Source organism: Streptomyces sp. NPDC053474, from assembly GCF_044544845.1.
Classification (GTDB): Bacteria; Actinomycetota; Actinomycetes; order Streptomycetales; family Streptomycetaceae; genus Streptomyces.
In genome coordinates this window covers 508,946-530,083 of record NZ_JBITXV010000005.1, presented here as the reverse complement: position 1 = coordinate 530,083, position 21,138 = coordinate 508,946, and the positions used below count along the sequence as shown (strand labels likewise).

Sequence of the window (21,138 nt, the reverse complement as noted above, 5' to 3'; positions counted from 1 at the left end):
CCGGGCGTTCAGCGCGTCTCGCCGTGGGCGGCGGCGTCGGCACGGGCCTTGCTGCGGGCGCGGCGCGCGGGGCCCCGCCAGCCACAACTGCATCGGGCGGCACAGAAGCGGCCGTTCTCGACCGTGGTCGTACGGTGCGGCGGCTCGGGGGAAGGCGACTCGGGCACGGCCCCCACGGTACGCCGGAAGAGTGAACGCGCTCGCGCGTGACAACACCCCGTACCGGTCGTTATGGGAAACACAGGGGGGCTCGACCCGGTGGCCGTCGCACGGCGTCCGCCGACGCGTGGAAAGGCATGGGGGTCGGCAGGGCGATGGGACAGCGGCACAGGCACACGGGCACGGCGGCCGTCGCGGCCGCGGTGGGTCTCATGACGCTCGCCACGGGCTGTTCGGGCGGCGGCGCCGCGGCCAGCGACGACCCCGCCAAGAAGGTGCGGGACGCCGCCGACGCGCTGGTGCGCGCGGGCAGCTCCCGGGCGCGTACGTCCATGGAGATGGCCAGCGGCGGGACCCGGGTGACCGTCCGGGGCCACGGGACGTACGACTACCGGCGGCGGCAGGGGCGGTTCGAGGTCGTGCTGCCGCAGGACCCGGCGGACCGTGACCGGCGCAGGCCGCCGGTCACGGAGCTGCTGACGGGCGGGTACCTCTACATGAAGAACCGCGGCTCCGGGGTGCCCGCCGACAAGTGGGTGCGCGTCGACACGGCCTCCCTGTCCGACGGCAACCTCGTCACGGGCGGCGCCACCGATCCGCTCTTCGCCGCCGAACTGCTGCGCGGGGCCCGCCAGGTGACGTACGTGCGCGAGACGCGCGTCGACGACGTCACGGTGCGGCACTACCGGGGCGTGGCCGAGCTCGCGGGCGCGGTGTCCGGGGCGCCCGCGCCGTACCGGGACGCGCTGCGGGCGGCCGTGGCGAAAGGGTTCAGCAAGGGCGGTGTTCCGTTCGACGCCTACCTCGACGAACGGGGGCGGCTGCGCAAGCTGCGCCACCGCTTCCAGGTGGCCAACGCGGAGGTCGCCTCGACGACCTCGCTGTACGGGTTCGGGGCGCCGGTGCGGGTGCGGCTGCCGCCGGAGAAGGACATCTACGCCGGGAAGATCGCCGAGCGGTAGCGGCCGGGCGCGGGGCCCGGACCGGGCCCCGGCGGGGTGCCGGGCCGTGGCCGCATATCGATGGCCGATAGTCGCAATATGGTCCGTCCGTGCCATGCGCGGTACGTAGGCCGCTCCCTACTCTAGGAAGCCGGTACCCGGCACAACCGTGGTCAGGAAGAGGTGGTGAACGTGGCTCTGGTGCGCGGCACGGCGGTTCAGGACCACGTTGCCCTCGCCGAGATCGAGCTGTGCGGCGAACTGATCATCGCGGCGTCGGCCGCACATGGTGAGCGGCTCAGTGTGGACCGGATCGACGAGGTGCTTCGAGTCTCCGACGCCCAGCAGGACGACGGGCCACCCCCGGGCCCGGGGGCGTAGCTCCCCCACCCGCCCGCGCGGGGCGGTGGCCGTCTGCCATCTGCCCCGCCGCTACCGCGGCGGGTTTCTCCCACCCGCCCACCCGAATCACCGTGGCGTTGCGGGCCTGGCCCCGACGCGGGGCGCTTGCGGGTGGTGCCTCGCGGGGCCCTGGCCCGGGTGGGGGCGGGTGGGTGGGACTGCCCTGGCCGCGCGGAGCGCGGCATGTGTCGCTGGGGCTGGGGCTTCGGTTTGGTGCGCCGTACGGCGTCAGGTGCGGAGCATGCGCGCGATCGCCTTCGTGGCCTCCTCGACCTTCGCGTCGATCTCGTCACCGCCCTTGACGGCCGCGTCCGCGACGCAGTGCCGCAGGTGCTCCTCCAGGAGCTGCAGGGCGAAGGACTGGAGGGCCTTCGTACCGGCCGAGACCTGGGTGAGTATGTCGATGCAGTAGACGTCCTCCTCGACCATGCGCTGGAGGCCCCGGATCTGCCCCTCGATGCGGCGCAGCCGCTTGAGGTGTTCGTCCTTCTGCTTGTGGTACCCGTACGTCTGGTGCCCCGCGTGGTCCGCCGTCCGCCCGGACCCGGAGGGCGCGTCGGTGGTCGTGGCCGCCGCGGCCGCCTCTGTGGTCGTCATCGCGTCCTCCTGTGCATACCCCTACTGGGTATAGGGTACTTGATTTCTCGGGTGGTGTGCTGATCACTGTGCCTGATGGGCGACACTGGGGTATGGCCGGTTAGCCGTGGCCAGATGATGCGCCTAGCATCAGCCTGACCGCATCCAAAGCACCCCGAGGACCCCACGTGCGATTTCGTCTGACCCCCAGGGAGACGAGCTTCTACGACATGTTCGCCGCATCCGCGGACAACATCGTCACGGGCTCGAAGCTCCTGATGGAACTGCTCGGGGCCGACGCCTCGGCCCGAGCCGAGATCGCAGAGCGTATGCGGGCCGCGGAACACGCGGGGGACGACGCGACGCATGCGATCTTCCACCAGCTGAACTCCTCGTTCATCACGCCGTTCGACCGCGAGGACATCTACTCCCTCGCGTCCTCGCTCGACGACATCATGGACTTCATGGAGGAGGCCGTCGACCTGGTCGTCCTGTACCAGGTCGAGGAGCTCCCCAAGGGCGTCGAGCAGCAGATCGAGGTCCTCGCCCGGGCCGCCGAGCTGACGGCCGAGGCCATGCCGCACCTGCGCACCATGGACAACCTCACCGAATACTGGATCGAGGTCAACCGCCTGGAGAACCAGGCCGACCAGATCCACCGCAAGCTGCTCGCCCACCTCTTCAACGGCAAGTACGACGCCATCGAGGTGCTGAAGCTCAAGCAGATCGTGGACGTCCTCGAAGAGGCCGCCGACGCGTTCGAGCACGTGGCGAACACCGTGGAGACCATCGCGGTCAAGGAGTCCTGAGTACCTTCATGGACACCTTCGCTCTGATCGTGACCATCGGCGTCGCGCTCGGCTTCACGTACACGAACGGCTTTCACGACTCCGCGAACGCCATCGCCACCTCCGTCTCCACCCGTGCCCTGACGCCCCGCGCGGCGCTCGCCATGGCCGCGGTGATGAACCTGGCCGGTGCCTTCCTCGGCAGCGGGATCGCCAAGACGGTCAGCGAGGGGCTCATCGAGACGCCGCACGGCACCAAGGGGATGTGGATCCTCTTCGCCGGTCTGGTCGGCGCGATCGTGTGGAACCTCGTCACCTGGTACTTCGGCCTGCCCTCGTCCTCCTCGCACGCGCTCTTCGGCGGTCTCGTGGGTGCCGCGCTCGCCGGTGGCATCGGGGTGATCTGGTCCGGCGTCGTCGAGAAGATCGTCATCCCGATGTTCCTGTCGCCGCTCGTCGGGCTCGTGGTCGGCTACCTCGTGATGTGCGCGATCATGTGGATGTTCCGCAGGGCCAATCCGCACAAGGCAAAGCGGGGCTTCCGGATCGCCCAGACCGTGTCGGCCGCGGGCATGGCGCTCGGGCACGGTCTTCAGGACGCGCAGAAGACGATGGGCATCGTGGTGATGGCCCTCGTCATCGCCGACGTCGAGAACCCGGGCGACCCGATTCCGGTCTGGGTGAAGATCTCCTGCGCGGTGATGCTGTCCCTCGGCACGTACGCCGGTGGCTGGCGGATCATGCGGACGCTCGGCCGGAAGATCATCGAGCTGGACCCGCCGCAGGGGTTCGCCGCGGAGACCACGGGCGCGGGCATCATGTTCACCACCGCCTTCATGTTCCACGCGCCGATCTCCACGACGCATGTGATCACCTCGGCGATCATGGGTGTGGGCGCCACGAAGCGCGTCAACGCCGTGCGCTGGGGCGTCGCCAAGAACATCATTCTCGGCTGGTTCATCACGATGCCCGCCGCCGCGATCGTCGCCGCGGTCAGCTTCTGGATCGTGAACCTGGCGTTCCTGTAACTCCACCGTCGCACGCACGCGGGCCCGCCCCCGGGAGCCAGGGGCGGGCCCTTTTGCGTTCCCCGCGGTGGCACCGCCATGCAGCACCGCGGGGAGTCGGGGCGGCCTAGCCGAAGCGGCCGGAGATGTAGTCCTCGGTGGCCTGGACGGACGGGTTGGAGAAGATCCGCTCGGTGTCGTCGATCTCGACGAGCTTGCCGGGCTGGCCGACCGCCGCGAGGTTGAAGAACGCCGTACGGTCCGAGACGCGGGCCGCCTGCTGCATGTTGTGCGTCACGATGACGATCGTGAAACGCTCCTTCAGCTCGCCGATCAGGTCCTCGATGGCGAGGGTGGAGATCGGGTCGAGGGCCGAGCAGGGCTCGTCCATGAGCAGGACCTGCGGCTCCACCGCGATCGCCCGCGCTATGCACAGGCGCTGCTGCTGGCCGCCGGAGAGGCCGGAGCCGGGCTTGTTCAGGCGGTCCTTGACCTCGTTCCAGAGGTTGGCGCCCTTGAGGGACTTCTCGACGACGTCGTTCAGCTCGGACTTCTTGTACGAGCCGTTGAGCTTCAGGCCCGCCGCCACGTTGTCGTAGATCGACATCGTGGGGAACGGGTTGGGGCGCTGGAAGACCATGCCGATGGTGCGGCGGACGTTCACGGGGTCGACGCCCGAGCCGTACAGGTCGTCGCCGTCGAGGAGGACCTTGCCCTCCACGCGGCCGCCGGGCGTGACCTCGTGCATGCGGTTCAGGGTGCGCAGGAACGTGGACTTGCCGCAGCCGGAGGGGCCGATGAAGGCCGTCACCGAGCGGGGCTCGACGGTCATGGAGATGTCTTCGATCGCCTTGTGCGAGCCGTAGAAGGCGTTGAGGCCCGAGACGTCGATTCGCTTGGCCATGGGGATCACTGCTTTCGAGAGGGGCACTGCTGGTGGTCGCATAGGGCCGCGTCAGCGACCGGTCTTCGGGGCCTTCCAGCGGGCGATGCCGCGGGCCACGAGATTGAGGATCATGATGAAGGCGATCAGGGTGAGGGCCGCCGCCCAGGCACGGTCGTATCCGGCGTTCGTACCGGACGCGTACTGCTGGTAGATGTACAGCGGCAGCGAGCCCTGCGGGCCGTCGAACGGGTTCGTGTTGATGAAGGGGTTCGTCCACACGAGCAGCAGCACGGGGGCGGTCTCGCCCGCGATGCGGGCCACCGCCAGCATGACGCCGGTCGTGATGCCGCCGATCGCGGTCGGCAGGACCACCTTCAGGATGGTGCGCCACTTCGGTACGCCGAGGGCGAGCGAGGCCTCGCGCAGCTCGTTCGGGACGAGCTTCAGCATCTCCTCGGTGGAGCGCACGACCACCGGCATCATCAGGATCGACAGGGCCATGGCACCGGCCCAGCCGGAGAAGTCGAAGCCCAGGATCAGGATCCAGAAGCTGAGGACGAACAGACCCGCGACGATGGACGGGATGCCCGTCATCACGTCGACGAAGAAGGTGACGGCCTTGGCGAGCTTGCCCCGCCCGTACTCGACGAGGTAGATCGCGGTGAGCAGACCGATCGGCACGGCGATCAGGCAGGCGAGCCCGACCTGCTCCAGGGTGCCGATGATGGCGTGGTAGATGCCGCCACCGGCCTCGTCGTCGGCGACGACGCCCATGGAGTGGCTGAGGAAGTAGCCGTCGAGGACCTTCGTACCGCGCTTGACGGTCTCGTAGATCAGCGATGCCAGCGGGACCACGGCCAGCAGGAACATCACCCACACCACCGAGGTGGCGAGGCGGTCCTTGGCCTGGCGGGTGCCCTCCACGCGGGCCGCGAGGGCGTAGGAGACGCCGATGAAGAGCAGGGCCGCGATGAGGCCCCACTGCATCCGGGAGCTCAGGTCCGCCGCGAGGCCGAGGCCGCAGGCGACGGCGAGGGACCCGGCCGCGACGACGTAGGGCGTCCAGCGGGGCAGGCGCGCGGCCTTCAGATCGGCGGGGGCGGCGGGCTTGATGTCGGTCATGGTGCTCATGCGTTGGCCCCCGAGTACTCCTTGCGGCGGGCGATGATCAGCCGGGCCGCGCCGTTGACAAGGAGGGTGAGAACGAAGAGGACGAGACCGGAGGCGATGAGGGCGTCCCGGCCGTACTCGCTGGCCTCACTGAACTTGCTGGCGATGTTCTGCGCGAACGTGCCGCCGCCGTAGTCGAGTACGGACGCCTGGATCACGAAGGTCGGGGAGAGCACGGTGGCCACGGCGATCGTCTCGCCGAGCGCGCGGCCGAGGCCCAGCATCGAGGCGGAGATGATGCCCGAGCGGCCGAAGGGGAGCACCGACATGCGGATGACCTCCCAGCGCGTGGCGCCGAGGGCCAGCGCGGCCTCCTCGTGCATCTTCGGGACCTGGAGGAAGACCTCGCGGCTCACGTTGGTGATGATCGGCAGGATCATGATGGCGAGCAGGATGCCGACGGTCATGAGGGAGCGCGGGGCGCCGCCCTCGTACTCGAAGACGCCCGTCCAGCCGAAGTAGTCGTCGAGCCAGCTGTAGAGGCCGGTGAGCTTCGGGGCGACCACGAGGGCGCCCCACAGGCCGTACACGATCGAGGGCACGGCGGCCAGGAGGTCGATCACGAAGGCGATGGGGGCGGCCAGCTTGCGCGGCGCGTAGTGCGAGATGAAGAGCGCGATGCCGATGGCCACGGGGACGGCGATGGCGAGCGCGATGATCGAGCTCACGATGGTGCCGAAGACCAGGACGGCGATGCCGAAGTAGGGCTTGCCGTCGTGCAGGGCGCCCGAGGGGTCCCACTCGAAGGTGGTGAGGAAGCTGCCCTCGTTGTCCGCGAGGGCGATGGACGCGCGGTAGGCGAGGAAGGCCGCGACGGCGGCCATGATCAGCAGCAGGGTGATGCCGGAGCCCCGCGAGAGCGTGAGGAAGATCCGGTCACCGGGGCGGGTGGCGCCGCGCGCGGCGCGCTTCTGCTCGGCGGTCGTGGGCTTGGCGGCCTCGACGGGCGCGGGCGGGGGAGGAGTGTCGGTGGGTATGTCCATGGGGTTCTCCGGTCTGCGGAGTCGGCCGTGCGACGGGCGCGGGCGGCTCCAGGCGGCGGTGCACCGGACGGCGCGGCCCGCCGGGGAGGCGGGCCGCGCTCAGGTTCAGCTCAGGCCCTTGACGGTCTCGCGGACCTTGGTGATGATCTCGGCCGGCATCGGCGCGTAGGACTCGTCCTTGAGCACGGACTGGCCGTCCTCGCTGGCGATGTAGTTCAGGAAGGACTTCGTCGTGGCGAGGGTGTCCTTGTTGTTGTTCTTCTCGCAGGCGATCTCGTACGTGACCAGGATGATCGGGTACGCGCCCTCGGCCGTGGGCTTGTAGTTCAGCTCCATGGCGAGGTCCTTGCCCTTGCCGACGACCTTGGCCTCGGAGATGGCCTTGGAGGCGTTGTCGACGGTGGCCTTGACCGGCTCCTTGGCGTCCGTCTTGATGTCGACGGTCTTGATGCCTTCCTTGGCGTACGACAGCTCCATGTAGGAGATGGCGCCCTCGGTCTGCTTCACCTGCTGGGCGACGCCGGAGGAGCCGCTCGCGGACTGGCCGCCCTTGGCCGCCCAGATCTTCGCGGGCTCGTGCGGCCAGGCGGAGGGCGCGGCGCCCTTCAGGTACTTGGTGAAGTTGTCCGTGGTGCCCGACTCGTCGGAGCGGTGGAAGGCCTGGATCTTGGTGCTGGGGAGCTTGGCGTCCGGGTTGAGCTTCTTGATCGCCGCGTCGTCCCAGGTCTTGATCTTGTCGTTGAAGATGTCGGCGACGGTCTTGGCGTCCAGGGTGAGGCTGTCGACGCCCGGGACGTTGTAGCCGATCGCGATCGGGCCGCCGACCAGCGGCAGGTCGATGGCCTGGCTGCCCTTGCAGACCTTCTTCGACTTGGCGATCTCCTCCGGCTTCAGGGCCGAGTCGGAGCCCGCGAAGGCGGTCTGGCCCTGGAGGAAGGAGGTGATGCCGGCGCCGGAGCCGTCCGGCTTGTACTGCAGCTGCACGTCCTTGCAGGCCGCGCGGTACTGCTTGACCCAGGCGTCGATCGCGCCCTTCTGCGCGGACGAGCCGGAGGCCATGAGCTGGCCCTTGGCGCCCTCGCAGTCGATGTTGCTGTTGGCGGTGGTCTTCTTGCCGCCGTTGCTGCTGCCGTCGTCGTCCGAGCCGCACGCCGTGAGGGCCAGGGCGCCGGAGACGGCGAGAGCACCGAGGGTGAGGGCCCGCCGGTTCATGCGCTGAAGCTTCACTTTCGGGAGTTCCTTCCGGGAGCCGCCGGCCGTGTGGCTGGCCTGTCGTGGCGGCGTGCGAAGTGGTTCGGGTGGCCATGGTGGCCGGGTGATTCGAGTACGCGGGGCGGGGCGCTCTTGGCGATCTCGCCGCGCTTCGCGTAAGGCCGAAATTAGGCAGAACAGGTGAAGCCGCCGATGGCCGTAAGTGAACGAGCGGTGAACCTACGCGGACGTTGTGGTTAGGTCACGGGCTGATTACAGCGACAGGCGCGTGAAAGATCTACCCAGCGCGCATGCGTCGGCGCGCGCTGGGTAATGCGCGCCCCTGCGGTGAGCAGGGCCGCAGGTGGCGGCGGGGTCAGCGTGCCCGGGGGGTGTCCGGGGCCGCCAGGAAGGCGTCGAGGAGCTCGCGGTCGCGGAGCTGGGTGAGGCGGGCGCGGGCCTCGTGCGGCGTCAGCCAGCGGATGCGGTCGACCTCGCGGCCGGGCCGGAAGTAGCCGTCAGCGGCCTCGGCGGACCAGTAGTCGACGCGCTTGGGGCGGCCGCCCACGGTGTAGTGGGCCGAGGGCAGCGGCGGGCCGGGCACGCAGCGGTGGCCCGTCTCCTCCTCGACCTCGCGCAGGGCGCAGGCGAGCGGGGTCTCGCCGGGCTTGAGCTTGCCCTTCGGATGGGACCAGTCGTCGTACTTGGGCCGGTGGACCAGGCAGATCTCCAGGCCCTCCGGGGCGGTGCGGCGGCGCCACAGGACGCAGCCCGCCGCCCTGATCGGCTCCGGCGTCGGCAGCGCGGTCACGGGGCGCCCTCCCTCAGGTCGTCACGGTGCCGTGACCGCCTCCCGCAGCCACGCCTGCTGGAACGCGAACCTCGCCGCCTCCACCTCGTGGCGCTGGTCGGCGTGCAGGACGCCGAGCGCGTACGCCGTGGCCGGGGCGATGCGGGGGGTGCGCGCCGCCGAGGCCGCCGCCGCGGCGGCCTCGGCCGCCTCGCGGTGGCGGTTCAGGGCCGCGCCCGCCGCCGTGAGCCGGGCGTCCGGCGGGGCGTCGCCGAGGAGGACCTCCTGGGCGTAGCGGTGCAGCCGCAGCAGGGAGCGGACCTTCAGCCAGGGGGCGTCCTGGGCCTCCGGGGCCGTGTCCGCGGCCAGGCCGTGGACGAGGGCCTCGGCGTTGTACGGGTGGCCCGCGCGGAGCAGGGGCAGCGCGGCCACCGCCTCCATGAGCTGGGCCTCGGCCAGGGCGGCCAGGGGCTTCAGGTCCGTGTCCGGGGCCGGGCGCAGGGGCACGTCGCTGGCCATGACGGCGACGCTGTCGGCGACGGCGTGGAAGCGGGAGGAGCCGAAGGCCTGGAGCGCGGCCGAGTGGGCCCGGGTGCGGGCCAGGGTCAGCTGCCGCTCCAGGAGGGCCGCGGCCTTGGCGGCGCCGACCGCCAGCTGGCCGACTGGCTTCCGGGTGGCCCTGGCTTCACCGGTGCGGGGCGCCGGGGGCTGTGCCCACCCTTCCCCAAGCTCTCGGCTTCGCTCGAGCAGGGGAGACCCCACTCGCCCTGCGGGACGACTGCCCACAGCAGGAACAGCAGGCACGGCCGGGGCCGGGGTCGACAGGCGGTGCAGGGCGCCGAGCAGCCGGTCCAGCCGGGCCGCGTAGGCGTGCTCGCGCGCCAGCGTGCCCGAGAGCCACGCCAGCTCCGGCCGGAGCGCCTCCGTCCACTCCTGGTCCAGGAGGGGCCGGAACGTGTGCAGCGTGGCGCCGACGCGGCGCGCTGCGCCCCGTAGCGAGCGGGCCGCGGCGAGCGACTCCTCGGCCCCCTGCGCGTCCGTGGACGACTCGCGGTGCAGCCGCAGCGAGCGGAGGAATGCGGTCGCCTGGTCCTGCAGGTAGACCGACAGGGCCTCGCCCGCCGTCATCTCATGGTGTTGCTGTGCCACGCCGGCGCCTCCGGGCGTCTATGAGCATCTCCTGTACGTTCCGCAGGGGCTGGCCTTCCGGGTCCGTGGCGTGCCGCGTCCAGTTGCCGTCCGCCCCCAGGTGCCACGAGGCCGTGGTGTCCGACATGCCGGTCTCAAGCAGTCGGTTGAGGGTGGCCCGGTGGGCCGGGGCCATGACCCTCACCATCGCCTCGATGCGGCGGTCGAGGTTGCGGTGCATCATGTCGGCGCTGCCGAACCACACCTCCGGTTCGCCGCCGTTGCCGAAGGCGAAGACCCGGGAGTGCTCCAGGAAGCGGCCGAGCACGGAGCGCACGCGTATGTTCTCGGAGAGCCCCGCGACGCCCGGCCGCACCGCGCAGATGCCGCGTACCCACACGTCGACGGTGACGCCCGCCTGCGAGGCGCGGTACAGCGCGTCGATGACGGCCTCGTCGACGATCGAGTTGACCTTGATGCGGACGTAGGCGGGGCGGCCCGCGCGGTGGTGCTGGACCTCCCGGTTGATGCGGGTGATCAGGCCGTCGCGCAGCGAGCGCGGGGCCACGAGAAGCCGCCGGTAGGTCTCGCGGCGCGAGTAGCCCGAGAGCCGGTTGAAGAGGTCCGAGAGGTCCGCGCCGACTTCCTGGTTGGCCGTGAGCAGGCCCAGGTCCTCGTACAGGCGGGCGGTCTTGGGGTGGTAGTTGCCGGTGCCCACGTGCGAGTAGCGCACCAGCTGGTCGCCCTCCTGGCGGACCACGAGCGACAGCTTGCAGTGGGTCTTCAGGCCGACCAGGCCGTAGACGACGTGGCAGCCCGCCTCCTCCAGCTTGCGGGCCCACTTGATGTTGGCCTGCTCGTCGAAGCGGGCCTTGATCTCGACCAGGACGAGGACCTGCTTGCCGGACTCGGCGGCGTCGATGAGCGCGTCCACTATCGGCGAGTCGCCGGAGGTGCGGTACAGCGTCTGCTTGATGGCGAGCACGTTCTCGTCGGCGGCGGCCTGCTCCAGGAAGGCCTGCACGGACGTGGAGAACGAGTCGTAGGGGTGGTGCAGGAGCACGTCGTGGCCGCCGCGCAGCGCGGCGAAGATGTCGGGCGCGGACGCCGACTCGACCTCGGCGAGGTCCCGGTGGGTGCCCGCGACGAACTTGGGGTACTTCAGCTCGGGCCGGTCCAGGCCCGCGATGGCGAACAGGCCGGTGAGGTCGAGCGGGCCCGGCAGCGGGTACACCTCGGCCTCGCTGATCTTCAGCTCGCGCACGAGCAGGTCGAGGACGTCCTTGTCGATGGACTCCTCGACCTCCAGGCGCACCGGCGGCCCGAAGCGGCGCCGCATGAGCTCCTTCTCCAGGGCCTGGAGCAGGTTCTCCGCGTCGTCCTCCTCGACCTCCAGGTCCTCGTTCCGGGTGAGCCGGAACATGTGGTGCTCCCGGATGTTCATCCCCGGGAACAGCTCCTGGAGGTGCTTGGGCGCGGCGATGACGTCCTCGATGGGCACGTACCGCTGCGGCGAGGCCTCCAGGAAGCGGGACAGGAGCGGCGGGACCTTGACGCGGGCGAAGTGCTCGTGGCCGCTGACCGGGTTCTCGATCACCACGGCGAGGTTCAGGGACAGGCCCGAGATGTACGGGAAGGGGTGCGCGGGGTCCACGGCCAGGGGGGTGAGCACCGGGAAGATGCGCTGCATGAACAGCGTGTAGAGCCGGGACTGCTCCTTGTCGGTGAGCTCGTGCCAGCGCACCACGTGGATGCCCTCGTCGGCGAGGGCGGGGGCGACCTCTTCCTGGTAGCAGGCGGCGTGCCGGGCCATGAGCTCGCGGGAGCGGTTCCAGATGAGCTCCAGGACCTCGCGGGGCTGGAGGCCGGAGGCCGAACGGGTGGCGACGCCGGTCGCGATGCGGCGCTTGAGGCCCGCGACCCGCACCATGAAGAACTCGTCCAGGTTCGAGGCGAAGATCGCCAGGAAGTTCGCCCGCTCCAGGAGCGGGGTTGTGGGGTCCTCGGCGAGCTCCAGGACGCGTTCGTTGAAGGCGAGCCAGCTGCGCTCCCGGTCCAGGAAGCGGCCCTGCGGCAGCGCGGCGCCGCCGTGGCCCGCCTGGGCGTCCTCGTCGTACGCGTCGAGGTCGGCGTCGAGGTCCGGATCGAGGTCGGAGACGGCGGCCGCGACCGTGTGCGGCCGGTGCGCGGCGAGGGCGCCGACGGAGGGCTGGGAGTGCCGGACGCCGTCGGCGGCAGGGCTCGTGACTTCGGTCTGCGCGGTGGGCTCGCTCATGGTCTTATTCTTCCGCGCGACACCCCCGGCGGGCGCGCCGGAGAGCGCGGGCGCGGGACGGACCCGGCCGTTGTGGCGCGCGCGGTCCTGCGCCGGTTCGGGCGCGGTGGGGGGCTGCATTGCCTGAGCGTCGCAAGCCTGTCTGAATCATTGGTTACGCCGACATGACGCCTGGGAGTGCGCATGGGGACTCCCAGGCGTCCACGCGGCACCCTGGCCAGGGGCGCGGTCCGGCGAACTGGTGCGGCCCGGCTTCGAGTTCGCCGCTGGTGAGCCCGTCCGGCGTTTGAGGACGAGCGCGCAGCGCGACGCGCCGTCCCGGAGGCCCCCGTCAGGACTCCGTGCGGTACATCAGGTCCGTCTCGTGGGTGCTGAAGCCGAGGCGCTCGTAGACGTTCACCGCCGCCTTGTTGTCGGCGTCCACGTACAGCATCGCCGTGGGCAGGCCCGCCGCGGCCAGGTGGCGCAGGCCGATGGTGGTGAGGGCCTTGCCGAGGCCGCCGCCCTGGGCGCCAGGGCGCACGCCGAGGACGTAGACCTCGCCGAGGCGCTCCGCCGCGTGGGTCTTCGTCCAGTGGAAGCCGATCAGTTCGGCACCGGCACCGGCGTCCGCACCGGCACCGGCCTCGGTGACGCGCTCGGCGAGGAAGAACCCGGCCGGGTCGAACCACGGTTCCGCCTTGCGGTCGTCGAGGTCCCGCTGCGTCAGGGAGCCCTGCTCCGGGTGGTGCGCGAAGGCCTCCGCGTTCACCGCGAGCCACGCCGCGTCGTCCGCACCGGGGACGAAGGCCCGCACGCGCACGCCCTCGGGCAGCGTCGGCTCGGCGAGGTCCAGGTCCTGGAGGGACCGCCGCATCTGGCGCAGCTCGCGGAACAGGGTCAGGCCGAGCACCTGCGCGAGGTGCCGCGCGGCGGAGTGCCCGCCGTGCGCCCACACCCGAAGGCGCCTGCCGGACTCCGCGAGCAGCGCGGTGCCCAGCGCCCGCCCGTGCCCGTGGCCGCGCCGCGCCGGGTGCACCACCAGCTCGGCGGCCGGGGCCTCCACCGGGTCGTTGTCCTCCAGCTGTGCGTAGCCCACGAGTTCGCCGTCGACCGTCAGGAGCAGGTGCCGCACGCCTTCGCGGGCCCCTCCCCGCAGTTGGAGCCGCCCCTGCTCGGACACGGCCTGCTGTCCGTCGGTGCGCGCGGCGTCCGCGAGGAGCGCGAGCACGGCGGTGGCCTGATCGTCCGTGAGCACGTCGTACGCGTCGATCTGGCGGAGGGCGGCGGGGGTCTTGGCGGGCGTCTCGTCTGTCATGGATCCGAGGGTAAGTCGAAGGGCGGCGGCGGCACGACAACGCCTGGGCGACGGTGAATGGCTATCAGGCTGTAACCACCGGGACTCTGTTGCGCTACGCGCGTTGACCATAGGCTTCCGCACGGCCCCAGTCGTCCACACCACCCCAGGGGAACACGTGTCAGCCACATCCCAGCCACGCAGGCAACGGCGCAGAGCCGCCCGGGTGCTCGCCCTCACGGCGGGCCTCGCCACCGTCGGCGCGCTCGCCGCCGCGCTGCCCGCCACGGCGGGCCAGGAGCAGGGTCAGGACCGGATGGCGGCCGTGGGGCACCACGGCCAGAAGCGCACGGTCGATGTGCAGCTGCTCTCCTTCAACGACTTCCACGGCAACCTCCAGGCGCCCGCGGGATCCTCGGGCCAGGTCACCGAGAAGCAGCCGGACGGCACGGAGAAGAAGATCGACGCGGGCGGCGCCGAGTACCTGGCGACCTCCCTGCGCACGGCCCGCAAGGGCCACCCGTACTCGATCACCGCGGCGGCCGGTGACCTCATAGGCGCGAGCCCGCTGCTCTCCGGGCTCTTCCACGACGAGCCCAGCGTCGAGGCCCTGAACAAGATGGACCTCGACGTCTCCAGCGTCGGCAACCACGAGTTCGACGAGGGCGCCAAGGAACTGGCCCGCATCCAGAACGGCGGCTGTCACCCCAAGGACGGCTGCTACGAGAAGGACGCGCACGGCAGGGCCAAGAAGTTCAAGGGCGCCGACTTCCCCTACCTCACGGCGAACGTGACGAAGGAGAAGACCGGCAAGTCCCTCCTCAAGCCCTACTTCGTGTGGAAGCACAAGGGCGTGAAGATCGGCTTCATCGGTCTGACCCTGGAGGGCACCCCTGACATCGTCTCGGCCGACGGCATCAAGGGCCTGAAGTTCCACGACGAGGTCGAGACGATCAACAAGTACGCGAAGGTCCTCGACAAGCAGGGCGTGAAGTCGATCGTCACGCTCATCCACGAGGGCGGCTCCCCGGCCAGCCAGGCCTACAACTACGACTGCGACTCGCCGGGCGCGGGCGACGGCATCTCCGGCCCGATCGCCGCGATCGCCAAGAACGCCTCGCCCAAGGTCGACGCGTTCGTCACCGGCCACACGCACCAGGCGTACGTCTGCACGATCCCCGACCCGGCGGGCAAGCCGCGCATGGTCACGTCGGCGTCCTCGTACGGGAAGCTCTACACCGACACCACGCTGACGTACGACCGCAAGACCAAGGACATCGTCCGCACCGGCGTGAAGTCCGCGAACCACGTCGTCAGCCGCACGCAGCCCAAGGCCGCCGACATGACGCGGCTGATCGACCGCTGGAACAAGCTGGCCGCGCCGATCGCCAACAAGCCCGTCGGCTACATCTCCGGCGACATCCCCGGCCGTGGCGCCACCTCGCCCGAGTCGCCGCTCGGCGACCTCATCGCCGACGCGCAGCTCGCGCACGCCAAGTCCCTGGACCCGAAGGCCGCCGTGGCCCTGATGAACCCGGGCGGCATCCGCTCCGACCTCGTCCACAAGGCGAGCGGCGGCGAGGGCGACGGCGTCGTGACGTACGGCGAGGCCTTCACCGTGCAGCCCTTCGCCAACACCGTGAACCTCGTCGACCTCACCGGCGCGCAGCTCCTGACCGCCCTGCGCCAGCAGGTGAGCGGCCCGAACGAGGCCTCCCCGAAGATTCTCCAGATCTCGGAGGGACTCACGTACACGCTGGACATGACGAAGACCGGCGCGGACCGGATCGTCACCAGCTCCGTGAAGCTGAACGGCCAGCCGCTGGACGCGAACGCCACCTACCGCGTAGCCCTGAACTCCTTCCTCGCGGGCGGCGGCGACGGCTTCGCCGAGCTGGGCAAGGGCGCGAAGCCGCTGGTCGGCGCGGACGACCTGAAGGCGCTCAACGACTACTTCGCCGCGAACTCCTCGGCGGCCAAGCCGATCGCGCCGCCGAAGGCGGACCGGATCACGGTTGTGAAGTAGCTCTCCGGAGCAAAGCTTGGGGTGGGGTGTGAACGTATGGTGAGATCGAGCGATGCGTTCCCCCCACCGCATGGTCACAACAACCGATAGCAAAACCCCCCAACCCCCCATATCCGAGGCCGCGTCCCGGCCGAATCCGTACGACGAGCTGGCCGAACTCGCGCCGAACCCGCTGGACGACTTCCTTCGGGAAGACAGCGGGCCCGCCGACGACGAGCCCTGGTCGCCCCCCAACCACCGGCGCGGCAGCCGTCGCCGTCGCAACCGGTTCGCCGGGCTTCCGTTCCTCGCGAAGACCCTCGTCGCGCTCGCCGTCGGCACCGCCTTCCTCGTCCTCGCCGACCGCTGGGCGCTGCTCTACGCCGAGCACGAGGCCGCCGACAAGCTGAAGGACCAGCTGCACCTCAGCGCGGCGCCCGAAGTCGACATCGAGGGCTTCCCCTTCCTCACCCAGGTCCTCGACCGGCGCCTCGACAAGGTCGAGGTCACCATCCCCGACGTCGCCGCCGACCGCGTCTCCCTCGCGAAGGTCTCCGCGACCGCGAGGGACGTGACCCTGAAGGGCGACGGGCCCACCTCCCTCACCGGCGCCGTCATCGACACCATGCGCGGCGAGGTGCTGCTCTCCTTCGACGACATGAACCGCGAACTCGGGGCCTCCCAGGTCACGTTCACCGGCCACGGTCGCGACCAGGTCCTCGCGCGCGGCACCCTGCCCGTCGCCGGGCACGATCTGAAGGTGCGGGCCGACGCGCACATCGAGCGCGTCGGTCAGCGCGGCGTGGCCACGGACATCGACCGGATGCGGCTAGACATCGGCGACCTGGCGACCTACCGACCCGGTGCGCGGCCCTCCGAGGGCCTGCACCTGAGCCGGAAGTCCGCGGGCCGCGTGGCCGAGGAGTCGGGCCGGGCCAAGGCGCTCCTCTCGGTGCCCGCGATCGCCCACCGCCTCGGGCTCCCCGACGCGGCCGTGCGCGAGGCACTGCGCAGCGACGCGAAGCTCAACGACCTCACCGGGTCGCCGCGGTTCGTCGACGACGTGATGCGCCTGAACCTCCTGGACGTGGCCATGGAGCACCCCGAGCTGCTCCGCCGCCTCGGTCTCGACCCCGCCCTCCTCAAGGGCCTCGACGGCCTCACCCGCCCCGTCCTCGTCGACCGCCTGTCGCTCGCCTTCGAGCTGCCTCAGCTGCCCGGGCAGGGGGCGGTGGGCCTGCGCGACGTCAGGGTGCAGCGGGACGGGATCCGGGCCGCCGTCGAGGGCTACGGCATCGGCTTCGGCCGCTGATCGATGCGCGCACCTCTGCTGTCCGCGACGCGGAGCGCGTCCCGCAGGGACTCGGCGGCACGGGTCAGCGCGAAGCGCACGGCGCGGTCCCCGGCGGCGGCGTCCGCGAGGACCGCCTCGGAGCCCGCCAGCACCCCGCGCCCCGAGTCGAGCTGGGCTTCCTCGATGTCGTCGGCGAGGCGGGAGACCACGCTGCCCGGGTCGTCCGTGCTCAGGTAGCAGGGCCCACCGTCAGGCGTGGTCCACGGGAGCAGTCTCATCCTGGGCTTCTCTCCTCGGTACCGGATTCCGGCGATTACCGTTCGTGTTCCGATGATTACGACTCCGGCGTACGCTGCGACAGAGACGGCGAGTTGCCCTCACGGGCGGCAACAGGAGGGGCGTGCGATGTCCGAACAGGAAGCGGTGGAAGGGGAGTCGGGGCGGGCCTCGCTCGCACGCACGCTCCGGTTCCTGCGCGAGAAGGCGGGCATATCGCTGGGCAAGCTGGCCGAGGACACCGCGTACGACAAGAGCTACCTGTCGCGCCTGGAGAGCGGGGAGCGCCTTTCCAAGCTGGCGGTCATGGAGGACCTCGACCGGTACTACGGCTCGGGTGACTTGCTGGTGACCCATTGGAAGGGGGCTCGGCGGGAGGCGTTCAAGGATCAGTACAAGGAGTACATGCGGCTGGAGGAGACGGCCCGGGTCATCTGGCTGTTCTCGCTCGGTGTACCTGGACTTCTCCAGACCGAGGACTTCGCCTACGAGGTGTTGTCCGCTGCCCAGACACCACTCGATGGTGAGGGGTGGGTTGAGGAGCAGGTGGCTGCGCGGTTGGGGCGGCAGTACCTGTTGCGGCAGAAGCCGTTACCCAACGTCCGCATCATCATGGACGAATTCGCGTTCCACCGCCCGGCGGCCCGTGCGGAGATCTGGTACGAGCAACTTCAGCACATCGAGGACGTGGCGGCATGGCCGAACGTGGTGGTCCAGGTACTGCCGTTCAAGGCCGGTGCTCACCACCACATGAGCGGTTCCCTGACGCTGCTGTGGCAGAAGGACGAAAGCACCGCTGCCTACAAGGAAGGCAACGGTGTGAGCGAGTTGTGCGAAGAACCGGACGAGGTCCTGCGGCGACGGCTGATCTACGATCGGCTCCGAGACCAGGCGCTGTCCCCGTCGGACTCGCTCGCGTTCATTCGGGACGTTCTGGAGGAGCACAGGCCATGAAGCATGCCCCCGATCTCAGCGCGGCCACGTGGCGCAAGTCGTCCTACAGCGAAGGCGGAGCCAATGATTGCGTCGAAGTTGCCAGTGGGTGCCCCGGCGTGGTCCCGGTCCGGGACAGCAAGACACCCGACGCCCGCCCCCTGATCTTCTCCGCCACCTCCTGGTCCGCCTTCGTGAACGAGATACGGGAGACGGCATGACCCCCGACCTCACCGGCGCCGTGTGGCGCAAGTCGTCGTACAGCGACGGAGGCCAAACGAACTGCGTCGAGGTGGCCGACGGCCGCCTCGGCCTCGTCCCCGTCCGCGACAGCAAAACGGCCCCGCAGGGCCCCACCCTGCTCATCGCCGCCCCGGCCTGGGCGGCGTTCGTCGCGGCGGTCGGGGCCGGGGAAGCCGTCGGGTGAGGGAACGGCGGATCGCGCGCGGCGCCGCTCCCGAGGGCTACAAGGCCGAGGTCTTCGACGGGCGGGTGATCATGACCCCGCAGAGTCCGGAGCGGGACTGGACCGTCACGGATGTCAAGGACGCGGTGAAGGCGGCAGAGGTCCCCCGGGAGCGGGACGAGGTGCCCTACGGCCAAGTGGTGACCCTCACCCTGCCGACGGGCGAGCGCGTGAAGATCGACACGAGCACGTTCCCCGTCCGCGACGTGGGTGGACGCGTGCGCGAGGGGTGAATCCCGGGGAACTCGGGGCGCCTCAGGGCGTCGTGGGCGGTGGAGTCGGGGCGCCGGGGAGGGTCACGGTCGCGATCGTGCCGGGGGTGGGCGCTGGGCCCAGGGTGACCTCGCCGCCCGACTGGCGGACCGTGCGGGCCACGATGGACAGGCCGAGGCCGGAGCCGGGCAGGCCGCGGGCCGTGGGGGAGCGCCAGAAGCGGTCGAAGACGTAGGGCAGTTCGTCCGGGGGGATGCCGGGGCCGTGGTCGCGTACGGTCAGGACGCCGTTCTTCAGGGCGACCTCGATGGCGGTGCCGGGAGGGCCGAACTTCACCGCGTTGTCCAGGATGTTCACGATGGCCCGCTCCAGAGCGGGCGGCTCCGCGCGGACGTACCACGGCGTGAGGTCCGCCTCGAAGGTCAGCTCGGGGCCGCGCAGCCGGGCCCGCCGCAACGCCGTGTCCACGACCTCGTGCAGGGCGACCACCTGCACCTTGCTCTCACCCGCCGCGTCCGGGCGCGACAGCTCCTGGAGGTCGCCGATGAGCGAGGCGAGCTCCGTCATCTGCGCTTTGACCGACGCGAGCAGCGCCTTGCGGTCGGCGGGCGGGATGGCGCGGCCGGTCTCCTCGCTGCGGGCCAGGAGCTCGATGTTCGTACGCAGCGACGTGAGCGGCGTGCGCAGCTCGTGCCCCGCGTCGGCGATCAGCTGCTGCTGGAGGTCGCGGGACGAGGCGAGGGCCGACGTCATCGCGTTGAACGACCGGGAGAGCCGGGCGATCTCGTCGTCGCTGGCCCCCTCCGTCGGAAGGCGCAGAGTCAGGTCCTCGGTACGGGCCACGTGCTCGACGGCGGCCGTCAGCTCGTCCACCGGGCGCAGGCCGGTACGCGCGACCCACAGGCCCGCGGCCCCCGCGCCGACCACGCCCACGCCCGCCACCAGGGACAGCACGAGGACGAGGTTGCTCAGGGTGTCCTGGACCTCGTTGAGGGGGCGGGCGATGGAGATCGCCAGGGGCTGCCCGGGCATCGGGTAGGTGTAGACCCGGTATTTCTTGCCGTCCGAGGTGGTGGCGTCGTGGAAGGACTCGTCGCGCTCGCGCAGCGCGACCTCGGTGTCCGACTTCTTGAGCTCCAGTGTGATGCTCGGCCGCCCCACGACGATGCACGCGTTGCCGTCCTGGTCCACCACCTGGATGACCTGCTGGTACAGGTCCGGCGAGTCGGGCCGCCCGATGGTCGCGCGCCCGCACCGTCCACTGGAGTCGATCAGGTTGCGCACCTGGTCGTCGAGGTTGGCGGTACGGCGCTCGCTCAGCGCGTCGTCCAGCGAGCTGACCAGCACGTTGCGCACCACGAACCAGCACGCCACCGCCGCCGCGGCGACCGCGAGCGCCACCGCCGCCGTCACGAGCAGCGCGAGCCGCGAGCGCAGCGGCAGCGCCTTCAGGCGGCTCGGCAGGCCCCTCACTCGCGGCCACCGGTCCCCGCGGCGTCCGCGCGCAGTACGTACCCCACGCCCCGCACCGTGTGCACCAGGCGCGGCTCGCCGCCGCTCTCGGTCTTGCGGCGCAGGTACATGACGTACACGTCGAGGGAGTTGGACGACGGCTCGAAGTCGAAGCCCCACACCGCCTTCAGGATCTGCTCCCGGGTGAGGACCTGGCGCGGGTGCGCGAGGAACATCTCCAGGAGCGTGAACTCCGTGCGGGTCAGCTCCACCGTGCGCGCGCCGCGCGTCACCTCGCGCGTGGCCAGGTCCATCCGCAGATCGGCGAAGGCGAGCACGTCGCTCTCCGTCGCCTGCCCGGCGGCCGCCGCGTACGAGCTGCGCCGCAGCAGGGCGCGGATGCGGGCGAAGAGCTCGTCCAGCTCGAAGGGCTTGACCAGGTAGTCGTCCGCCCCGGCGTCCAGGCCCGAGACGCGGTCGCCGACCGTGTCGCGGGCGGTGAGCATCAGGATCGGGGTCGTGGAGCCGGTGGCGCGGAGCCTGCGGGCGGCCGTGAGGCCGTCCATGCGGGGCATCTGGATGTCGAGCACGAGGAGGTCGGGGTGGTACGCGGCCGCCTTCTCCAGGGCGTCCGCGCCGTCCACGGCGACCTCGGTGCCGTAGCCCTCGAAGGCGAGGCTGCGCTGGAGCGCCTCGCGTACGGCGGGCTCGTCGTCCACGATCAGGATCCGCTGCGGGGCGCCTTCGGCGGGGCTCATGGGTGTTCGTCTTCCTCGGGGTGTACGGGGCTGCTATCAGCGTCGCATGGTCCCTCGCGGGTAGCGCCCCAGGCCCGCCCCTTCCCGCTTCCTGGGGGCTCCACCCCCAGGCCCCCGCTCCTCAAACGCCGGAGGGGCTGAAAGATCTGCCGCAACCGGCGACAGTTGT

General features: G+C 70.8%; 23 protein-coding genes. 10 read left to right on the top strand and 13 right to left on the bottom strand.

Annotated features, from left to right (window positions below):
- Nucleotides 1-8: 8 nt before the first annotated feature.
- Nucleotides 9-167, bottom strand: a complete 159-nt coding sequence (locus ACIG3E_RS15300; protein WP_399615757.1) for a hypothetical protein — start codon at nucleotides 165-167, stop codon at nucleotides 9-11.
- 147 nt (nucleotides 168-314) lie between these two features.
- Between ACIG3E_RS15300 and ACIG3E_RS15295 the strand changes: the two genes are divergently transcribed.
- On the top strand, nucleotides 315-1,121 hold the full coding sequence (locus ACIG3E_RS15295; protein ID WP_399615755.1) for a hypothetical protein: 807 nt from the start codon (nucleotides 315-317) through the stop codon (nucleotides 1,119-1,121).
- A gap of 171 nt (nucleotides 1,122-1,292) precedes the next feature.
- A complete protein-coding gene (locus ACIG3E_RS15290; RefSeq protein WP_399615840.1) occupies nucleotides 1,293-1,481 on the top strand; it encodes a hypothetical protein in 189 nt (62 codons plus the stop codon).
- Between the two features lie 249 nt (nucleotides 1,482-1,730).
- Here the strand turns inward: ACIG3E_RS15290 and ACIG3E_RS15285 are convergent, their stop codons facing one another.
- The gene (locus ACIG3E_RS15285; protein WP_399615753.1) at nucleotides 1,731-2,099 is read right to left on the bottom strand and encodes a metal-sensitive transcriptional regulator; all 369 of its coding nucleotides are present in this window, start codon (nucleotides 2,097-2,099) and stop codon (nucleotides 1,731-1,733) included.
- A 167-nt stretch (nucleotides 2,100-2,266) separates the two neighbouring features.
- Here ACIG3E_RS15285 and ACIG3E_RS15280 point away from each other — a divergent pair, with 167 nt between their 5' ends.
- On the top strand, nucleotides 2,267-2,887 hold the full coding sequence (locus ACIG3E_RS15280) for a DUF47 domain-containing protein (RefSeq protein ID WP_016644813.1): 621 nt from the start codon (nucleotides 2,267-2,269) through the stop codon (nucleotides 2,885-2,887).
- Between the two features lie 8 nt (nucleotides 2,888-2,895).
- Entirely contained in the window at nucleotides 2,896-3,894 is a 999-nt protein-coding gene (locus tag ACIG3E_RS15275; RefSeq protein ID WP_399615751.1) for an anion permease, read from the top strand.
- Between the two features lie 106 nt (nucleotides 3,895-4,000).
- Here the strand turns inward: ACIG3E_RS15275 and pstB are convergent, their stop codons facing one another.
- The 8 genes from pstB to mshD form a co-directional block, all read right to left on the bottom strand.
- Nucleotides 4,001-4,777 (bottom strand): phosphate ABC transporter ATP-binding protein PstB, encoded by a 777-nt coding sequence (pstB, locus tag ACIG3E_RS15270; RefSeq protein ID WP_138960489.1) that lies wholly within the window; start codon nucleotides 4,775-4,777, stop codon nucleotides 4,001-4,003.
- 51 nt (nucleotides 4,778-4,828) lie between these two features.
- Entirely contained in the window at nucleotides 4,829-5,890 is a 1,062-nt protein-coding gene (gene pstA / locus ACIG3E_RS15265; RefSeq protein WP_399615748.1) for a phosphate ABC transporter permease PstA, read from the bottom strand.
- A complete protein-coding gene (gene pstC / locus ACIG3E_RS15260) occupies nucleotides 5,887-6,912 on the bottom strand; it encodes a phosphate ABC transporter permease subunit PstC (protein WP_399615746.1) in 1,026 nt (341 codons plus the stop codon). Before pstC ends, pstA begins: the two co-directional genes overlap by 4 nt.
- 105 nt (nucleotides 6,913-7,017) lie before the next feature.
- Nucleotides 7,018-8,139, bottom strand: a complete 1,122-nt coding sequence (gene pstS / locus ACIG3E_RS15255; protein ID WP_399615744.1) for a phosphate ABC transporter substrate-binding protein PstS — start codon at nucleotides 8,137-8,139, stop codon at nucleotides 7,018-7,020.
- Between the two features lie 340 nt (nucleotides 8,140-8,479).
- A complete protein-coding gene (locus ACIG3E_RS15250; protein WP_399615742.1) occupies nucleotides 8,480-8,914 on the bottom strand; it encodes an NUDIX hydrolase in 435 nt (144 codons plus the stop codon).
- Nucleotides 8,915-8,935: 21 nt separating this feature from the next.
- Complete coding sequence (locus ACIG3E_RS15245) at nucleotides 8,936-10,042, bottom strand: CHAD domain-containing protein (RefSeq protein ID WP_399615740.1); 1,107 nt, start codon at nucleotides 10,040-10,042, stop codon at nucleotides 8,936-8,938.
- A complete protein-coding gene (locus ACIG3E_RS15240) occupies nucleotides 10,023-12,416 on the bottom strand; it encodes an RNA degradosome polyphosphate kinase (protein WP_399615738.1) in 2,394 nt (797 codons plus the stop codon). The genes ACIG3E_RS15245 and ACIG3E_RS15240 overlap by 20 nt, the downstream gene beginning before the upstream one ends.
- Before the next feature lie 211 nt (nucleotides 12,417-12,627).
- Entirely contained in the window at nucleotides 12,628-13,593 is a 966-nt protein-coding gene (mshD, locus tag ACIG3E_RS15235; RefSeq protein ID WP_399615736.1) for a mycothiol synthase, read from the bottom strand.
- Nucleotides 13,594-13,750: 157 nt separating this feature from the next.
- Between mshD and ACIG3E_RS15230 the strand changes: the two genes are divergently transcribed.
- Complete coding sequence (locus ACIG3E_RS15230; protein WP_399615734.1) at nucleotides 13,751-15,598, top strand: bifunctional metallophosphatase/5'-nucleotidase; 1,848 nt, start codon at nucleotides 13,751-13,753, stop codon at nucleotides 15,596-15,598.
- Nucleotides 15,599-15,650: 52 nt separating this feature from the next.
- Nucleotides 15,651-16,889 (top strand): DUF2993 domain-containing protein, encoded by a 1,239-nt coding sequence (locus ACIG3E_RS15225; RefSeq protein WP_399615732.1) that lies wholly within the window; start codon nucleotides 15,651-15,653, stop codon nucleotides 16,887-16,889.
- On the opposite strand, the gene ACIG3E_RS15220 is transcribed toward ACIG3E_RS15225, so the two are convergent.
- The gene (locus ACIG3E_RS15220; RefSeq protein WP_399615730.1) at nucleotides 16,865-17,149 is read right to left on the bottom strand and encodes a hypothetical protein; all 285 of its coding nucleotides are present in this window, start codon (nucleotides 17,147-17,149) and stop codon (nucleotides 16,865-16,867) included. The genes ACIG3E_RS15225 and ACIG3E_RS15220 overlap by 25 nt on opposite strands.
- A 127-nt stretch (nucleotides 17,150-17,276) precedes the next feature.
- Here ACIG3E_RS15220 and ACIG3E_RS15215 point away from each other — a divergent pair, with 127 nt between their 5' ends.
- From ACIG3E_RS15215 to ACIG3E_RS15200, 4 genes are read left to right on the top strand one after another with little or no spacing between them, the layout of a single operon-like run.
- Nucleotides 17,277-18,101, top strand: a complete 825-nt coding sequence (locus tag ACIG3E_RS15215) for a helix-turn-helix domain-containing protein (protein ID WP_399615728.1) — start codon at nucleotides 17,277-17,279, stop codon at nucleotides 18,099-18,101.
- Nucleotides 18,098-18,301: a DUF397 domain-containing protein gene (locus tag ACIG3E_RS15210; RefSeq protein WP_399615726.1), complete on the top strand. Its 204-nt coding sequence runs from the start codon at nucleotides 18,098-18,100 to the stop codon at nucleotides 18,299-18,301. The genes ACIG3E_RS15215 and ACIG3E_RS15210 overlap by 4 nt, the downstream gene beginning before the upstream one ends.
- Nucleotides 18,298-18,507: a DUF397 domain-containing protein gene (locus ACIG3E_RS15205; protein WP_399615724.1), complete on the top strand. Its 210-nt coding sequence runs from the start codon at nucleotides 18,298-18,300 to the stop codon at nucleotides 18,505-18,507. Before ACIG3E_RS15210 ends, ACIG3E_RS15205 begins: the two co-directional genes overlap by 4 nt.
- Nucleotides 18,504-18,779: a hypothetical protein gene (locus ACIG3E_RS15200; RefSeq protein ID WP_399615722.1), complete on the top strand. Its 276-nt coding sequence runs from the start codon at nucleotides 18,504-18,506 to the stop codon at nucleotides 18,777-18,779. Before ACIG3E_RS15205 ends, ACIG3E_RS15200 begins: the two co-directional genes overlap by 4 nt.
- 22 nt (nucleotides 18,780-18,801) lie before the next feature.
- On the opposite strand, the gene ACIG3E_RS15195 is transcribed toward ACIG3E_RS15200, so the two are convergent.
- Nucleotides 18,802-20,232 (bottom strand): ATP-binding protein, encoded by a 1,431-nt coding sequence (locus tag ACIG3E_RS15195; protein WP_399615720.1) that lies wholly within the window; start codon nucleotides 20,230-20,232, stop codon nucleotides 18,802-18,804.
- Complete coding sequence (locus ACIG3E_RS15190; protein WP_399615718.1) at nucleotides 20,229-20,969, bottom strand: response regulator transcription factor; 741 nt, start codon at nucleotides 20,967-20,969, stop codon at nucleotides 20,229-20,231. Before ACIG3E_RS15190 ends, ACIG3E_RS15195 begins: the two co-directional genes overlap by 4 nt.
- Between the last annotated feature and the right edge of the window lie 169 nt (nucleotides 20,970-21,138).

Coding starts and splice junctions, on each gene's coding strand:
- ACIG3E_RS15215 (WP_399615728.1), top strand. CDS start 17,277: ATGTCCGAACAGGAAGCGGTGGAAGGGGAGTCGGGGCGGGCCTCGCTC.
- pstA (WP_399615748.1), bottom strand. CDS start 5,890: ATGAGCACCATGACCGACATCAAGCCCGCCGCCCCCGCCGATCTGAAG.
- ACIG3E_RS15220 (WP_399615730.1), bottom strand. CDS start 17,149: ATGAGACTGCTCCCGTGGACCACGCCTGACGGTGGGCCCTGCTACCTG.
- ACIG3E_RS15190 (WP_399615718.1), bottom strand. CDS start 20,969: ATGAGCCCCGCCGAAGGCGCCCCGCAGCGGATCCTGATCGTGGACGAC.
- mshD (WP_399615736.1), bottom strand. CDS start 13,593: ATGACAGACGAGACGCCCGCCAAGACCCCCGCCGCCCTCCGCCAGATC.
- ACIG3E_RS15210 (WP_399615726.1), top strand. CDS start 18,098: ATGAAGCATGCCCCCGATCTCAGCGCGGCCACGTGGCGCAAGTCGTCC.
- ACIG3E_RS15285 (WP_399615753.1), bottom strand. CDS start 2,099: ATGACGACCACAGAGGCGGCCGCGGCGGCCACGACCACCGACGCGCCC.
- ACIG3E_RS15275 (WP_399615751.1), top strand. CDS start 2,896: ATGGACACCTTCGCTCTGATCGTGACCATCGGCGTCGCGCTCGGCTTC.
- ACIG3E_RS15240 (WP_399615738.1), bottom strand. CDS start 12,416: ATGCAGCCCCCCACCGCGCCCGAACCGGCGCAGGACCGCGCGCGCCAC.
- pstB (WP_138960489.1), bottom strand. CDS start 4,777: ATGGCCAAGCGAATCGACGTCTCGGGCCTCAACGCCTTCTACGGCTCG.
- ACIG3E_RS15295 (WP_399615755.1), top strand. CDS start 315: ATGGGACAGCGGCACAGGCACACGGGCACGGCGGCCGTCGCGGCCGCG.
- pstC (WP_399615746.1), bottom strand. CDS start 6,912: ATGGACATACCCACCGACACTCCTCCCCCGCCCGCGCCCGTCGAGGCC.
- ACIG3E_RS15225 (WP_399615732.1), top strand. CDS start 15,651: ATGCGTTCCCCCCACCGCATGGTCACAACAACCGATAGCAAAACCCCC.
- ACIG3E_RS15205 (WP_399615724.1), top strand. CDS start 18,298: ATGACCCCCGACCTCACCGGCGCCGTGTGGCGCAAGTCGTCGTACAGC.